This is a genomic window from Spirosoma oryzae, from assembly GCF_003002825.1.
GTDB lineage: Bacteria > Bacteroidota > Bacteroidia > Cytophagales > Spirosomataceae > Spirosoma > Spirosoma oryzae.
The window spans coordinates 149,167-162,820 of record NZ_PVTE01000011.1 but is presented as its reverse complement, the minus strand read 5'-3'; the positions used below and the strand labels follow the sequence as shown (position 1 = coordinate 162,820).

The following is a 13,654-nucleotide window of genomic DNA, read 5'->3' as shown; positions in this document are numbered from 1 at the left end:
GCCATGAACGAACTTCTTTTCCAGAACGCGACCGTTTTTCTGGGCGATCGCTTCCTGACCGGTGCTTCCGTGCACGTTGCCGATGGGCGCATTCAGACGATAACCGATCAGTCACCAGTAGCGCCTGCGGGCGTAAAGGTCATTGACCTGGCCGACGACTATCTGATTCCAGGACTAGTCGATTTGCAACTGTACGGGGGTTCCCAGTTGTTTCTCAACGAAATCCCGACGCCCGCTACGGTCCGGCACATTTTTGATACGCACAACCGCAACGGCACCACCACCCTGCTACCGACGATTCATTCCACATCGCTTGATGTCATGCAGCAGGCCATCGACGCCGTTGCTGTCGTGCGGGCGGAGAATCCGCTGGGGGTACCGGGTATTCACGTTGAAGGGCCTTATTTCAATCCGGTCAAACGAGGAGCGCACAGTGCTGCCTTTGTGCGCGTTCCCGACGAAGCAGAGCTAACGACACTGTTCAGTCGTAACGCCGACGTCATTCGTATTCTGACCCTGGCCCCGGAGATAATGCCACCGGAACGACTGGCTCAGTTGTTCGCGCTTAAACATCCTGATACGCGCTTGTCGCTGGGGCACAGCAATGCCACCTACCAGCAGGCCACGGATGCGCTCAACACGGGGCAGATTCCGCTGGCAACGCATCTGTACAACGCCATGCGTGGATTTGAAAGCCGTGAGCCGGGCGTCGTCGGCGCTATTTTCGATCACCCGACCGTATGCACCAGTCTGGTAGCCGACGGGTACCACTGCGACCCGGCCACGATCCGCATTGCCCACCGTATTCTTGGCGACCGGCTCTTCCTGATCTCCGACGCGCTGTTTGCGGCCCCTCCCGGTGTGGATGGTCCCCGCCCTACCTTCACGCTGGGCGAGTTTGTGGTGCATTACGCCACTGATCCCAGTGGGCCCGGTCGATACATGAACGACGAAGGGAAGCTGGCGGGATCGGCACTGACGCTGATCGATTGTGTACGTGTCTGCGTCGAAAAAGCTGGCCTGCCGCTGACAGATGCCCTGCGCATGGCAACCAGCATTCCGGCCGACGTTGCTGGACTGGGCGACCAGATCGGACGCATCCAGCCCGGGCATGCCGCCCGACTCGTTCGGCTGGATAAATCGTTGACCGTTCAAGGCGTCTGGCAATAACAGCTGTAGCTACTGACTACATCACTTGAAACAGCTCTCAATCTGGGAGCTGTTCTTTTTTTAATACTATTTTCCAATAGAAGTACGCCCGGTCGAACGGCAAGCAGTAAACTAACTGACGCTTGCTGCTTACCGGCTTGTACAACTGCAATTCAGCGGAGACAACGGCAAAATATAATCGATACAATTTTATATTTAACTTTTCCAAATATTCAATAGTATATTTTTCTTTTAACTTTTATTTCAAAATAATAAACTGCACTTTTAGCAAAGTACAACAAAACCTACGGCTCATCAATCGCGTAGAATGAGACCGTCGCTGCTATCTCTTCAGGCCATAGTAAACAATCGTATCACTCACTGAGTGCGTGCGTATTGCGTTCGTCCAGTATGCTTTTCGCTTCTATCTGACAGCCCACAAAAGGCTGACTGGCTTTGTATTGTTCAAGTTTTTAGAAAACATCCATATTCACTTTTTTCTACCAATTGCGCGTAAACAGGCTGCATTCTCTCTAACGAACCTACAGTAACCATGATCAGACCATTACCCATCCATCATAACCTGCGCCTGATGCTGACCGTACTGATGCTGGTCGCATTGCTACCCGGCACGGTACTCGCTCAGGTCAAACGAATTACCGGCAAAATCGTCACGGCTAACCAGGAAGCCATTCAGGGGGTCAACGTGTTGGTAAAAGGCACCAACAAGGGCGCTATCACAGACAGTCAGGGGGTATTCGCACTAGAGGCCGACCCTACCAATACACTCGTTATCAGCTTCATTGGCTTTAAAACCAAAGAGGTTCGCGTCGGCTCAAACCCTACCCTTGCGATAACACTCGATGAAGACGCATCCCTGCTTACCGAACTGGTAGTGACAGGCACGCGTAATACCGGCCGAACGATTCTGGAAACACCCGTACCGGTCGACGTCATTTCGATCAAGGACATCATGGGCGACCTCCCCCAGATTGACCTGGCCCAAATGCTGGCATTCGTTGCGCCTAGCTTTAACGCCGTTCGCAATCAGGGCGGTGACCTCGACTCGCACGTCGACCCGATTCAACTACGAAACCTGGCTCCCAACCAGACGCTCGTGTTGGTAAACGGAAAACGACGTCATACCTCGTCGCTATTAATCACAACGACCGCCGTGGGTAGTCCGTCAACCTCTGTTGACATGATGACCATTCCGGCTGCGTCGATTGACCGGGTCGAGATTCTCCGCGACGGAGCAGCGGCTCAGTATGGTTCCGACGCGGTGGCTGGGGTCATCAACATCATTCTGAAAAAAGGGACGAATAAGCTGACCAGTAGCCTGACGGGTGGCGGCTACCTGAACTCGGGCGGCCAGGCCGGTAACCTGACCAGCGCGGGTAAGCCGGATGGCTTTAACTACCAGTTCGACGCAAACTACGGCTTTAAAATTGGCGACAAAGGCTATCTGAACCTGACAGGGCAGATTACCCAGCGTCGCCCCACAGTACGTCCGTTCGTCAATGACTGGCAGATATACGACAATACCTACCTGAATAACCTCCGCACCGACAAATACGGCCGCCCCATCATCACCAATCCAGAACTGATTGCGGCTCAGGCAGCTGGCAACAGTTCCCTGATTAGTTCGCTGAAAACACAGGATGGTTTGTTGAGCGCCCGCAACTACACCCCCGCCGACTTCGCCGTCTATGCCGGTATGCCGGGGATTACGCTGGGTAGTACGTTCTATAACGCCGGTTACGAAATCAATCCCAACACCACTCTCTACAGCTTTGGTGGTATTTCGTACAAGTATTTGAAAGGATTCTCCTGCTACTACCGGCGGCCGGGCCAGACAGATCGGTTCAACTACCTGCTTTATCCGAATGGATTTCGGCCACAGCTAACAACCAATACCGGCGATATATCGAACACGGTAGGTATTCGGAGCAAGATGGGCGAATTCAGCGTCGATTTCAGCAACACGTTCGGTCGTAACACCTCCCAGATTGGCATGGTCAACACGTTCAACGCGTCGATTGGTGCTAACTCGCCGGTCAACATGAATATCGGCACCAACCAGTTTACACAAAACTCGACCAACCTCGACTTCTCGCGCTATTTCAAAGACGTGATGAGCGGTCTGAACGTAGCGTTCGGCGCAGAGATGCGGGTCGAAAACTATAAAATCATACGCGGGCAGGAAGAAAGCTACGCTTATGGCGATGCTGGTATTCTGACCGCGACCTCAGCCGGCTTACTGATCGGCCCGGACGGAAAACCGCTACAGGACAACAGCGCGCAGCCTATCGTAGGGGCCAATGGGCAGCCGTTGTCGGTATACGCCGGGCAGCAGATTACGGTAAAAAACTTCGCAGCCAACTGTCAGTGTTTTTCGGGTTTCGGGCCGAAAGACGAGCGCAACGCCTTCCGCACAACGATGGCCGCTTACCTCGACACCGAGCTTGAAGTAACGCGCAAACTTCTGCTGGCGGCAGCCCTGCGCGTGGAAAACTACTCCGACTTCGGCGGGGTCAGTATTGGTAAAATCGCGGCCCGCTACAACGTTACGCCCAACCTGACCATTCGTGGCTCGGTCGCAACGGGATTCCGGGCACCCTCTCTTCAGGAACTAAACTACACGCACACGACAACGGCCTTCGTCCCCGACGCCAATGGGGTTCCGCAGCCACTCGACGTGACCACTTACCCAACCAACAGTACGGCAGCCCGGGCACTGGGCATCAAAGGATTGAAGCAGGAAAATTCGCGCACCTATGGATTCGGGCTGACGTACCAGCCGATGCGTGGATTTGAAGTAACAGTTGATGCCTACCGCGTCGATGTGGACGGCCGGATTTTCCAGACCAGCTTCTTCAACGCGTCGGAGGTCGGCAACAACTACAACGAAGTAATTGGCGGTGGTGAAGCGCAGTTCTTTGTCAATGGTGCCAACGTCCGGTCAGAAGGGCTTGAAATTGTTGGCAACTATACACAGAACCTGTCGAGCAAGAGCAGTCTGACCTATAGCCTGGCCGGCATTTTCAGCAAGAACACAATCCTGAGCCGTAACACGTTGAACCTGAACGTTCAGAATCTGACGGCGGAAGAGATCGTCGGCAAATACCTGAGCCGTGACGTGATCGGTCAGTTTGAAACCGGTACGCCCCGTACCAAGCTGATTGGCTCGGTTATGTATCGGCAGGGCAAGTGGGACGCCATGCTGCGCGGTTCCTACTTCGGCTCGACCACGGCGCTGTCTATTTCCGCCGACGATCAGGGTAATTACTACGATCAGACATTTTCCCCGCAGGCTATTCTGGACATGAGTCTTGGCTATGCCCTGAATCGCAACCTGAAATTTTCAATCGGTGGCAGCAACATCCTCGATAAATACCCACAGATTCTGCGCGCTGAAAACCGGGGCTTTACGCTGTATTCGAACTACCAGCAAGGGTCGACGGGTGCTTACTACTATGGCCGTGTGCTATTCAACTTCTAAGCTATCTCTCCAATGAAACGATACATCAACTTATCTTTTAGCCTGTTGGCCGGTATCCTGTTCATACTGATCGGCCTGACAACCGCCTGCGAACAAACCAACTACGAACCACTGTCGAATGCCGCGCCCGGTGGCGGAACGGTATCGGTTTACAAAGCGTACAGCCTGACGGGTGTCGGCAGTAGCACGGTTTACGGTCGGGTCGTTTTCTACAAGTACAGTTCGTCTGTAACACTGGTACAAATGGGTTTGTACAATACCGCAAGTGGCACTTCGTACACGTCGTCGATCTACCAAGGAGCGCTGACAGCCAATTCGACTACCGCTCTAAAGCCCCTCGATGTTGTCAGTGGTACAACGGGGGCGTTCGCCACCAATAAGTATTACACCATCACCGACGCCAATTTCTTCGACAATTTGGGCACCTATAACGCCAACGTCCAAATTATGACCGGCGGTGCCGTCGTTGCCAGCGGTAATATTGGTGTTAACGCCACCCCCGTCGCACAGGCGCAATAGCAGGGTTGTCGTTTAATAGTTTGTGGTTAGTGGTTTGCTGTCACGGGGTTTCTTACGGAAGAACCACGAACAACAAACCACTAACCACAAACTGTTTTTGTATATTCGTGTAGTGATCCACCACACCACCAACTCATGCACCAGCAGCTTGTCGAGCAAATTTTGGAATACCCGGATGCTTATCTGATCATGCAGGAAATTCAGGCCGCCCTGAACGAAGAGCGCAAAAAGCGGGAAACGTTCTACAACGACATCACCGAACAGGATAAGGTTGAGTTTATCAACGGCGAAATCGTCATGCATTCGCCGGTCAGAAAATCACACAATGAGGCAACCAAATACTTATGCGAACTTTTCGATCTCTACGTCCGCCGGCACAAACTGGGGTTTGTCGGGGTCGAGAAAATTATGACGGCGTTGACCCGAAACGACTACGAACCTGACATCTGCTTTTTCGGTCGCGCTAAAGCTGACACATTCACGGCCAAACAAACGCTGTTTCCAGCACCTGACCTGGTGATTGAAGTACTTTCCGACGGGACAGCTAAACGTGACCGGGGAATCAAATTTGACGATTATCAGGCGCATGACGTAGCCGAATACTGGCTTGTCGATGCAGACGAACAAGTCATTGAGCAATATCACCTCGTAGACGGGCAGTACCAACTTATCCTGAAAGCGGGTGAGGGCACGATTCGATCGTTTGTTTTGCCGGACTTCGCTATCCCCATCCGCTCTGCTTTCGACGCCGACGTCAATTTGCAGACGATGGCAACCCTGCTTCGCTAATTAGGCCCTTCTCAGTTGGGTCGATAAATTGTCAGTTCGTCGGCACCGATCATTTCCCGGCTGACGAGCCTTCCCCGCACCGCAGGGGCTTTGATACCGTCACCCAGCATGGCCGGACTGCGAAACACCCGCAGCTCATCCCACAAGCCTTCCGATAAAAACGAAGTCAGCAAGGCAGCGCCACCTTCGACGAGAACGGACGTAATCTTCTGCTCAACGAGCGAAGCCAAGCCGCCAGACAACCCGGCTTCGCTGATGACAATTGTTTGTTGTGCCCCGTCGAACAGGTGAAGATAGGGGGGCAGCGTATTGTGTCGGTCGATGACGATGCGGGTAGGATGTTTACCCGGCCAAAGTCGCGTGTTCAGCCGGGGATTGTCGTTGCGGGCCGTGTTTGTCCCGACCATGATGGCATCTTCCTCACCCCGCCATCGATGCACCAATCGCTGGCTCAACGGACCGCTGATCTGCACCGGCTGACCGCCCGGTGCGCCCATGTAGCCATCGCTGGTTTCTGCCCATTTCAGGATGATGTACGGCCGCTGCTGCTCCATAAACGTAAAAAAGCGGGCATTCAGCAGTCGCCCCTCATCGGCCAATATCCCCCGCTCGACGCGGACACCAGCCTGTTCCAGCTTCGCAAACCCTCGTCCACCGACCAGCGGGTTCGGGTCATCGTTACAGCAAACGACCCGACCGATTCCGATTTCAACCAACAAATTGGCGCAGGGCGGCTGCTTGCCGTAATGCGAGCAGGGTTCCAGGGTGACATAGGCTGTACTGTCCGGCAGTAGCGGCAGGTCATCGGGCTGCACTGCCTGAACAGCGTTTCGCTCGGCATGAGCCTCGCCATACCGCTGATGCCAGCCTTCGCCGATAATACGTTGCGTAGCATCGTGCACAATGACGCAGCCAACCATCGGATTCGGACTGACCTGCCCGCGACCTAACGTAGCCAGTTCGAGCGCACGACGCATGAATACTTCCGCTGGAACCATAAACTTGTCTATTTTTGGCTAAAATTACGCTTCTGAACCGCATGGCAACAGCCAAACCTCTATACGATCGACTGCGCAAAAATATCACGGCTTATTCGCCCGAAGAAGCCCGTGAAATGGCATTCATGCTGCTTGACCATTATTTTGGGCTGCGCAAAACCGATGTACTGACTGACAAACCGCTCCCGCCGAATCGCACCGAGCCCGACTGGTTCAAGATTCTGGAGCGCCTGAACCGGCAGGAACCGATTCAGCACGTCATCGGGACGACCATCTTCTGCGGTCTCGAATTCGAGGTGTCGCCCGACGTGCTGATTCCACGGCCCGAAACCGAAGACCTGGTCCGGCTGATCATGCACGACTTCGCCGATCGCACCGACGACGTTCCCATTGTCGATATTGGTACGGGTAGCGGCTGTATCGCCACGACGCTGTCACGGTTTCTGCCCCAGTCGGTCGTGACGGGCTGGGACGTCTCGGAGGAAGCCCTCGAACTGGCCCGGCGCAACGCGCACAACCTGAACGCAGACGTGACTTTCGCCATTCAGGACATTCTGAATGTCCCGGCGGATTTCACGCATCGGTTCGACTGCGTCGTCAGTAACCCGCCCTACGTGACCCGATCGGAAGCCGCCGACATGGACCGCAACGTGCTCGACTACGAACCTGGCCTGGCCCTGTTTGTCGACGACAACGACCCGCTGGTGTTTTACAAAGCTGTCGCTGATTTCTGTGTGCGCCATCTGACGAAAGATGGGGCTTGCTACGTTGAAATAAACGAGCGTTTTGGCGAAGCCACCCGGCAGGTATTCGCCGACCGGGGCTTCACGCGTATCCAGGTTTACAAAGATATTCACGGCAAAGACCGCAGCATCCGGGCAACTTTTTAAAGGTATACGGTGTACCGTTTACGGTTTTCGGTAAGCCACGCAGACTGGCCTACGAAACCGTAAACCGTATACTGAAAACCGTAAACCAATTATATGCAATCCACGTCATCGTTCACCTACCACGCCAAAATTCGGGACGTATTCCGGGAGATGAGTCAGGTCGTTGTCGGGCAGGATCGGCTGCTCAACCGGCTGCTGATCGGCCTGTTTACGGGTGGTCATATTTTGCTTGAAGGCGTTCCGGGACTAGCCAAAACACTGACGATCAATACGCTGGCCAAAGTACTGGAACTTGATTTCCAGCGTATCCAGTTTACACCCGATCTGTTGCCCGCCGACCTGATCGGCACGATGATTTTCAACCAGAAAACGGCGGAGTTCGAAGTAAAGCAGGGCCCTATTTTCGCCAACCTGATTCTGGCCGACGAAGTCAACCGATCGCCCGCCAAGGTACAGGCGGCTTTGCTCGAAGCCATGCAGGAAAAGCAGGTGACGATTGGCGAAGAAACGTTTCTGCTTGACCGCCCCTTTCTGGTACTGGCGACACAGAACCCCGTCGAGCAGGAAGGTACCTACCCCCTGCCCGAAGCCCAGGTCGACCGGTTTATGATGAAGGTGTTCGTCGATTACCTGAGCCGGGAGGATGAACTGGAAGTCATGCGTCGAATGTCGAACATGAATTTCGACTACGAGGTGCAGCCCGTGCTGGACAAAGACGATCTGATCGCCATTCGCGACGAAATCAACGGCATCAGCATTTCGGAAACGCTTGAACGCTATATCATCGAGCTGGTTTTTGCGACCCGCCGGCCGCTCGACTACGGGCTACGCGACGAAGCCCGTTACATTCAGTTTGGTGTGTCGCCCCGCGCCAGTATCAACCTGAACCTGGCCGCTAAAGCCCTTGCTTATTTCGACCGGCGCGACTACGTACTGCCCGAAGATATCAAGGAGGTCGCTCCGGATGTATTCAATCACCGGCTGCTGCTCAACTACGAAGCCGAAGCTGATCAGATTACTCCGCTACAAGTCATCGACGCCATACTCCGCAAGGTCGCTATCGGGCGGTAGGGTTGCGGTTTTCGGTATACGGTATACCGTTTTCGGTGGTTCGGCCGTAATTTAGTTTGTCCATAAAGCTATCTATCGTGATTACAGACATATCGCAACTCGACCCTAATGGTACGTACACATATGCCGACTATCTGAAATGGCAGCTCGATGAACATGTTGAATTGATTCGGGGAAAAATTATTGCCATGTCGCCCGCGCCTAAACGGATGCACCAGAGCGCGTCGGGTAATCTTTCTTATACTATTCGTCACTATTTCGACGGCGCGACATGCCAAGTTTACGATGCTCCCTTCGACGTTCGTTTACCGGTTCAGAATAAAAAGAAACCTGAACAGATTTATTCCGTTGTACAGCCCGACATCTGCGTCATTTGTGATTCGACAAAGCTGGACGATGATGGTTGTCTGGGGGCGCCCGACTGGGTTATCGAAATTACCTCAGCCCGAACGGCCAAGTATGACTTTGACGAGAAATTTCACCTTTACGAGCAGGCAGGTGTACGTGAGTACTGGATTGTACAGCCAAAGGAAAAAGCAGTCAACGTTTACGTACTCGAAGGCGACGAGTTTGCGTTAGTCGACATCTACGAATCCGGTGAAATCCCCTGCCGCATCTTCCCGGAACTGATTGTACCGCACGAACGTATTTTCCGGTAGGGAAGCCATTGCTACCTACCGAGATTTATGCGCTCAACGACTTTGTTTCTGGTAATTGCCGTCCTGTTGGTCGGCGGACTTTGGGGCTATGGCACATACATCGCGAAGCCGCGTCCACCGCACCAACGCCCGACAGGAACGACCTCGCCCGGCGACCGGCGCGTGGTAAAATCCGATGCCGACTGGAAGAAACAACTCGACCGATCAGCTTACACAGTGCTTCGGGAAAATGGCACCGAATGGGCGGGAAGCAGTCCACTCACGGATGAGCACCGACCCGGCACGTTTGTCTGTGCCGCCTGCCATAATCCACTGTTTCGCTCAACAGCAAAATTCGAGTCGGGAACGGGCTGGCCCAGTTTCTACGCCCCCATCCTGTCAAATGCTGTCTACACCGAACCCGATGGGAACCGGACGGAAGTACGGTGTGCGGTCTGCGACGGTCATTTAGGACACGTATTTGAAGATGGGCCCGACCCGACTGGTTTACGATACTGTATGAACGGCGTCGCAATGCAGTTCATACCTGTCGGCAGGAAGCAGATCAACTAAACGGAGTTCCTGTCAGGGCTAACCTGTCGTAGTCGGACCGATCAATTCCTTTTCGCCGGCGTTTATCACTATATCTGATGAGTTATTAGTATTATTGTTCGATGATAAGTTCCACTACCGTAAACTACATCGGCAATGAACTCTCCCTGTTCGAAAAAGCCGTCAACTGGAAGCAATACTGGTCTTCCTTCGTCGTCCCCGTTTTAGGCGATAATGTGCTAGAGGTTGGTGCAGGTCTGGGTGGCACAACACGGCAGCTTTGCAAACCTGGGTTTTCCGGAAAATGGACTTGTCTGGAACCAGACCCCGAGTTGCTCAGTCAGTTACGTAGCCAGCAGGCAGAGGGGCTTATTCCAGCCAGTTGCCAACCCCTGCTCGGTATAACAGACGACTTAATCAAGACAGACACGGGTACGTATTCCAGCCTGTTGTATATTGACGTTATCGAGCATATTGAAGATGATAAAAGTGAGTTACAACGCGCGTTTACGTTGCTCCGTCCGGGCGGCCATCTGATCATTCTGGTACCGGCTCACCAATGGCTATTTAGCCCATTTGATGCGGCTATTGGCCATTATAGACGCTATAATAAAGCGCGGCTCAAACAGGTTATTCCCTCCGGATTGGTCATCGACCGATTCCATTACATGGATAGTGTTGGCTTATTGGCTTCTTCGGCAAACAAGTTGATGCTACGGCAGTCCAATCCGACGGAAGCCCAGATTCAATTATGGGATTCACTAATGGTACCCGCGTCGAAAATCGTTGATCCCCTGATCGGCCGTTCGCTAGGCAAATCCGTGCTGCTGATTGCGCATAAGCCCCGCTCCTAATTTATTCCTGTATAAAACGCCAAGCGCCCAGCGATCTACGCTGGGCGCTTGGCGTTTTATACAGGAAGTAGCGCTAGAACTGGAAGTAAATAAACTGATTTGAAGAGAAAACACCGAACAGATAGGTCGCAAAGGTCGTAAGCGCGAATAGTACGACAAACACGACTGTGTTGCGCGTCGGAAGGGCCAGGTAAAAATACTCCTTGGCGAGCAGGAAAGCGATCAGGCCCACGCTGAACCACATTTCTACCGCATTCATCGGGCTACTGATTGTCTCTGACCAGGACAACGTGGCGATGCGTTGTAGAATCAGCATCGCATCGCCCAGGTTACGGGCGCGGAAGAATACCCACGTCAGCATAATCAGTACGAAGGTGATGAGCGTGTTGATAATGGCCCATACTGGTGAACCTGGCTTCGGCTCGCTGGCGGGTGAGTGAATCTGTCGGGCGGGCGTAGTGATGAAGCCAAATCGGGCGAGCAGTTTATCGCGCAACACGGCCAACACTTGATACAGCCCGTTTAGTCCCCCCCAGATCACATAGGTCCAGTTAGGACCGTGCCACAACCCACTGGCCAGAAACACGATCAGCATGTTGATATATTGCCGAACCGGCCCCTTACGGTTACCACCCAGCGGAATGTACAGGTAATCGCGAAACCAGGTCGAGAGCGAAATATGCCAGCGTCGCCAGAACTCCGATACCGATTGGGCGATGTAGGGCGTACGGAAGTTCTCCATCAGCGTAAAGCCCATTACCCGAGCAGCCCCGATGGCAATATCGGAATAGCCCGAAAAGTCGCAGTAGATCTGAAAGGTAAAAAAGAAGGTTGCCACCAGTAGTGTCAGCCCGTTATGTTGGCTGGGGTCGGCGTAGGCATGATTTGTCAACAATAACAGCCGGTCGGCGATGACGAGTTTTTTGAACAGACCGAAAGCCATCTGCATCAGGCCGGCTTTTACTTCCTCCCGATCGTACTGGAAATAGGAATGGAACTGCCAGAGTACGTTCTGCGGGCGCTCGATGGGTCCGGCTACCAGCTGCGGGTAGAACATCACGTAGAGCGCGTAGATACCGAAATGCCGCTCTGCTTTCTGATTTCCCCGGTACACTTCAATCGTGTAGCTCATGGCCTGAAACGTGTGAAACGACAGACCGACGGGCAGGATATTGATAACGTTGTCTTTGAAGGACGATACGTCGTTTTCGCCGAAAAAGCGGAGTACCCGGATAAAGATACGATTCGTCAGCCCTTCAACCTGCGTGGCCAAACTGGGCATACTCAGGTGGTCGAACAGCCAGACGACGTTTTCGGCGAAGAATCCGAGGTACTTGAAGAACGCCAGAATTCCCAGGTTCGACACCAGCGACAGAATCAGCAACCACCGCCGGGCCGGGCCATGAGTTCGCTCGATCCAGATACCAGCGATATAGTCAATGATGATGGTCAGCAGCAGAATTAAAAAATAAGACGGCTTGAAAACCATGTAGAAGTAGCAGCTTGCTACCAGCAGCAACACCCACCGGCCCCGCCATTTCAGACTGAAATAGCCGAGCGTAACGACGATAAAGAAAAGAAGAAACTGTAGTGAATTAAATAGCATTGGCTCGTCGACAGACGTTGATCCGTGCGGGCAACAGAGCCCACTTCCGTTTAGTCGTTAGTAAATCGTTTCCACCCGCTCTACAAAGTCTCGGTACTGCCGGGCCGGAATAAACTGTACCTGCGTTCGGTAGGCCAGTACCATGAATACCAGCAGCAGCGAGATCAGGAAGGCCTGTAAAATGACAATCAGAAACGAAGCGACCAGGTAGCTGGCCCAGCCCGGCACCGATGCGTTCGTGAACAGCTTCATGTACATCACCACACCGATACCGATTACCGAGGCACCAATCATCAGCGCGCAGAACAGCACCAGCCGTACGGCGGTCGTGTCGATCAGCACCGACACCGCACTAAGGCCATGCAGTACCAGCGACACAAAATTCATCTTCGACTCCCCCGCCAGTCGCCGGCCCCGCTCCAGCGGCACCGCCGTATACGGCAGCCGCGACCGAATCACCCCACCGGGGTAGTTATTCCAGATCGATGAGACGTGTGCCAGCTTTCGAAGCAGCCCGGCCGGAACCAGACTGAAATTGCCAAACGTAATGACCTTCCCGGTCAGCAGTTGGAAGATACGTTTATAGATTTCGTACGACGTGCGAAACACCAGACTTTCGTGCCGCTTGGCCCGGTGCGCAAATACGATCCGGCCGGGTTCACGGACACTTTGCTGAATCAGTCTCTCAATATCTTCCGGCCGGTCCTCCCCGTCTGAATCCATCACAATCGTCGTCTGTGGATCGGCCTGATCGGCCAGGTATGACAGGCCCAGTGCAATGGCTTTCTGGTGGCCTACATTACGGTACAGTCGCAAAATTGACAGCGATTGACCAATGCCGGTTGGCAGGGTTTCATAGTCAGTTACCGAACAATCATCGACGATCAGAAAGGCCATCCGTTGCACAATCGGGGCCGCTACGACCGAACGAATACGTTCCAGTAACAGGCTTACCGCCTGCCAGTCGTTGAAAAGCGGAATAACAATATTAATACGACTGGAGATTGAATCGGAGGCAGTCACGAATGAATTGACGGGCGTTTGAAGGGCAAAACTAACCGTTTTTTGTAGAGACGCGATCCTGCG

General features: G+C 53.5%; 12 protein-coding genes. 9 read left to right on the top strand and 3 right to left on the bottom strand.

Going from position 1 to position 13,654, the window contains the following annotated elements; genetic code table 11:
- Window positions 1-3: 3 nt before the first annotated feature.
- The 4 genes from nagA to CLV58_RS14640 all read left to right on the top strand — a co-directional run bounded on the left by nagA (window position 4) and on the right by CLV58_RS14640 (window position 5,959).
- Window positions 4-1,170: an N-acetylglucosamine-6-phosphate deacetylase gene (gene nagA, locus CLV58_RS14655; RefSeq protein WP_106138574.1), complete on the top strand. Its 1,167-nt coding sequence runs from the start codon at window positions 4-6 to the stop codon at window positions 1,168-1,170.
- A 532-nt stretch (window positions 1,171-1,702) separates the two neighbouring features.
- Complete coding sequence (locus tag CLV58_RS14650) at window positions 1,703-4,651, top strand: TonB-dependent receptor (RefSeq protein ID WP_106138573.1); 2,949 nt, start codon at window positions 1,703-1,705, stop codon at window positions 4,649-4,651.
- 12 nt (window positions 4,652-4,663) lie between these two features.
- Window positions 4,664-5,170, top strand: a complete 507-nt coding sequence (locus tag CLV58_RS14645) for a hypothetical protein (RefSeq protein WP_106138572.1) — start codon at window positions 4,664-4,666, stop codon at window positions 5,168-5,170.
- A 135-nt stretch (window positions 5,171-5,305) separates the two neighbouring features.
- Window positions 5,306-5,959 carry a Uma2 family endonuclease gene (locus CLV58_RS14640; RefSeq protein ID WP_106138571.1) on the top strand — a complete coding sequence of 218 codons (654 nt, stop codon included), beginning with the start codon at window positions 5,306-5,308 and terminating at the stop codon, window positions 5,957-5,959.
- An 11-nt stretch (window positions 5,960-5,970) separates the two neighbouring features.
- On the opposite strand, the gene ribD is transcribed toward CLV58_RS14640, so the two are convergent.
- A complete protein-coding gene (gene ribD, locus CLV58_RS14635; RefSeq protein ID WP_106138570.1) occupies window positions 5,971-6,957 on the bottom strand; it encodes a bifunctional diaminohydroxyphosphoribosylaminopyrimidine deaminase/5-amino-6-(5-phosphoribosylamino)uracil reductase RibD in 987 nt (328 codons plus the stop codon).
- 41 nt (window positions 6,958-6,998) lie between these two features.
- On the opposite strand from ribD, the gene prmC reads away from it, so the two are divergent.
- From prmC to CLV58_RS14610, 5 genes are all read left to right on the top strand, one after another.
- Complete coding sequence (gene prmC, locus CLV58_RS14630; RefSeq protein WP_106138620.1) at window positions 6,999-7,847, top strand: peptide chain release factor N(5)-glutamine methyltransferase; 849 nt, start codon at window positions 6,999-7,001, stop codon at window positions 7,845-7,847.
- A 93-nt stretch (window positions 7,848-7,940) separates the two neighbouring features.
- Window positions 7,941-8,918 (top strand): AAA family ATPase, encoded by a 978-nt coding sequence (locus CLV58_RS14625; protein ID WP_106138569.1) that lies wholly within the window; start codon window positions 7,941-7,943, stop codon window positions 8,916-8,918.
- 77 nt (window positions 8,919-8,995) lie between these two features.
- Window positions 8,996-9,577: a Uma2 family endonuclease gene (locus CLV58_RS14620; protein WP_106138619.1), complete on the top strand. Its 582-nt coding sequence runs from the start codon at window positions 8,996-8,998 to the stop codon at window positions 9,575-9,577.
- A 27-nt stretch (window positions 9,578-9,604) separates the two neighbouring features.
- The gene (msrB, locus tag CLV58_RS14615) at window positions 9,605-10,129 is read left to right on the top strand and encodes a peptide-methionine (R)-S-oxide reductase MsrB (RefSeq protein WP_106138568.1); all 525 of its coding nucleotides are present in this window, start codon (window positions 9,605-9,607) and stop codon (window positions 10,127-10,129) included.
- 101 nt (window positions 10,130-10,230) lie between these two features.
- Window positions 10,231-10,962, top strand: a complete 732-nt coding sequence (locus CLV58_RS14610; protein ID WP_106138567.1) for a class I SAM-dependent methyltransferase — start codon at window positions 10,231-10,233, stop codon at window positions 10,960-10,962.
- 73 nt (window positions 10,963-11,035) lie between these two features.
- Here the strand turns inward: CLV58_RS14610 and CLV58_RS14605 are convergent, their stop codons facing one another.
- Both CLV58_RS14605 and CLV58_RS14600 read right to left on the bottom strand, forming a co-directional pair.
- Complete coding sequence (locus CLV58_RS14605; RefSeq protein ID WP_106138566.1) at window positions 11,036-12,568, bottom strand: MBOAT family O-acyltransferase; 1,533 nt, start codon at window positions 12,566-12,568, stop codon at window positions 11,036-11,038.
- Window positions 12,569-12,625: 57 nt separating this feature from the next.
- Window positions 12,626-13,591 (bottom strand): glycosyltransferase, encoded by a 966-nt coding sequence (locus tag CLV58_RS14600; protein ID WP_245882334.1) that lies wholly within the window; start codon window positions 13,589-13,591, stop codon window positions 12,626-12,628.
- Between the last annotated feature and the right edge of the window lie 63 nt (window positions 13,592-13,654).

Coding starts and splice junctions, on each gene's coding strand:
- CLV58_RS14650 (WP_106138573.1), top strand. CDS start 1,703: ATGATCAGACCATTACCCATCCATCATAACCTGCGCCTGATGCTGACC.
- ribD (WP_106138570.1), bottom strand. CDS start 6,957: ATGGTTCCAGCGGAAGTATTCATGCGTCGTGCGCTCGAACTGGCTACG.
- CLV58_RS14610 (WP_106138567.1), top strand. CDS start 10,231: ATGATAAGTTCCACTACCGTAAACTACATCGGCAATGAACTCTCCCTG.
- nagA (WP_106138574.1), top strand. CDS start 4: ATGAACGAACTTCTTTTCCAGAACGCGACCGTTTTTCTGGGCGATCGC.
- prmC (WP_106138620.1), top strand. CDS start 6,999: ATGGCAACAGCCAAACCTCTATACGATCGACTGCGCAAAAATATCACG.
- CLV58_RS14605 (WP_106138566.1), bottom strand. CDS start 12,568: ATGCTATTTAATTCACTACAGTTTCTTCTTTTCTTTATCGTCGTTACG.
- CLV58_RS14640 (WP_106138571.1), top strand. CDS start 5,306: ATGCACCAGCAGCTTGTCGAGCAAATTTTGGAATACCCGGATGCTTAT.
- msrB (WP_106138568.1), top strand. CDS start 9,605: ATGCGCTCAACGACTTTGTTTCTGGTAATTGCCGTCCTGTTGGTCGGC.
- CLV58_RS14645 (WP_106138572.1), top strand. CDS start 4,664: ATGAAACGATACATCAACTTATCTTTTAGCCTGTTGGCCGGTATCCTG.
- CLV58_RS14625 (WP_106138569.1), top strand. CDS start 7,941: ATGCAATCCACGTCATCGTTCACCTACCACGCCAAAATTCGGGACGTA.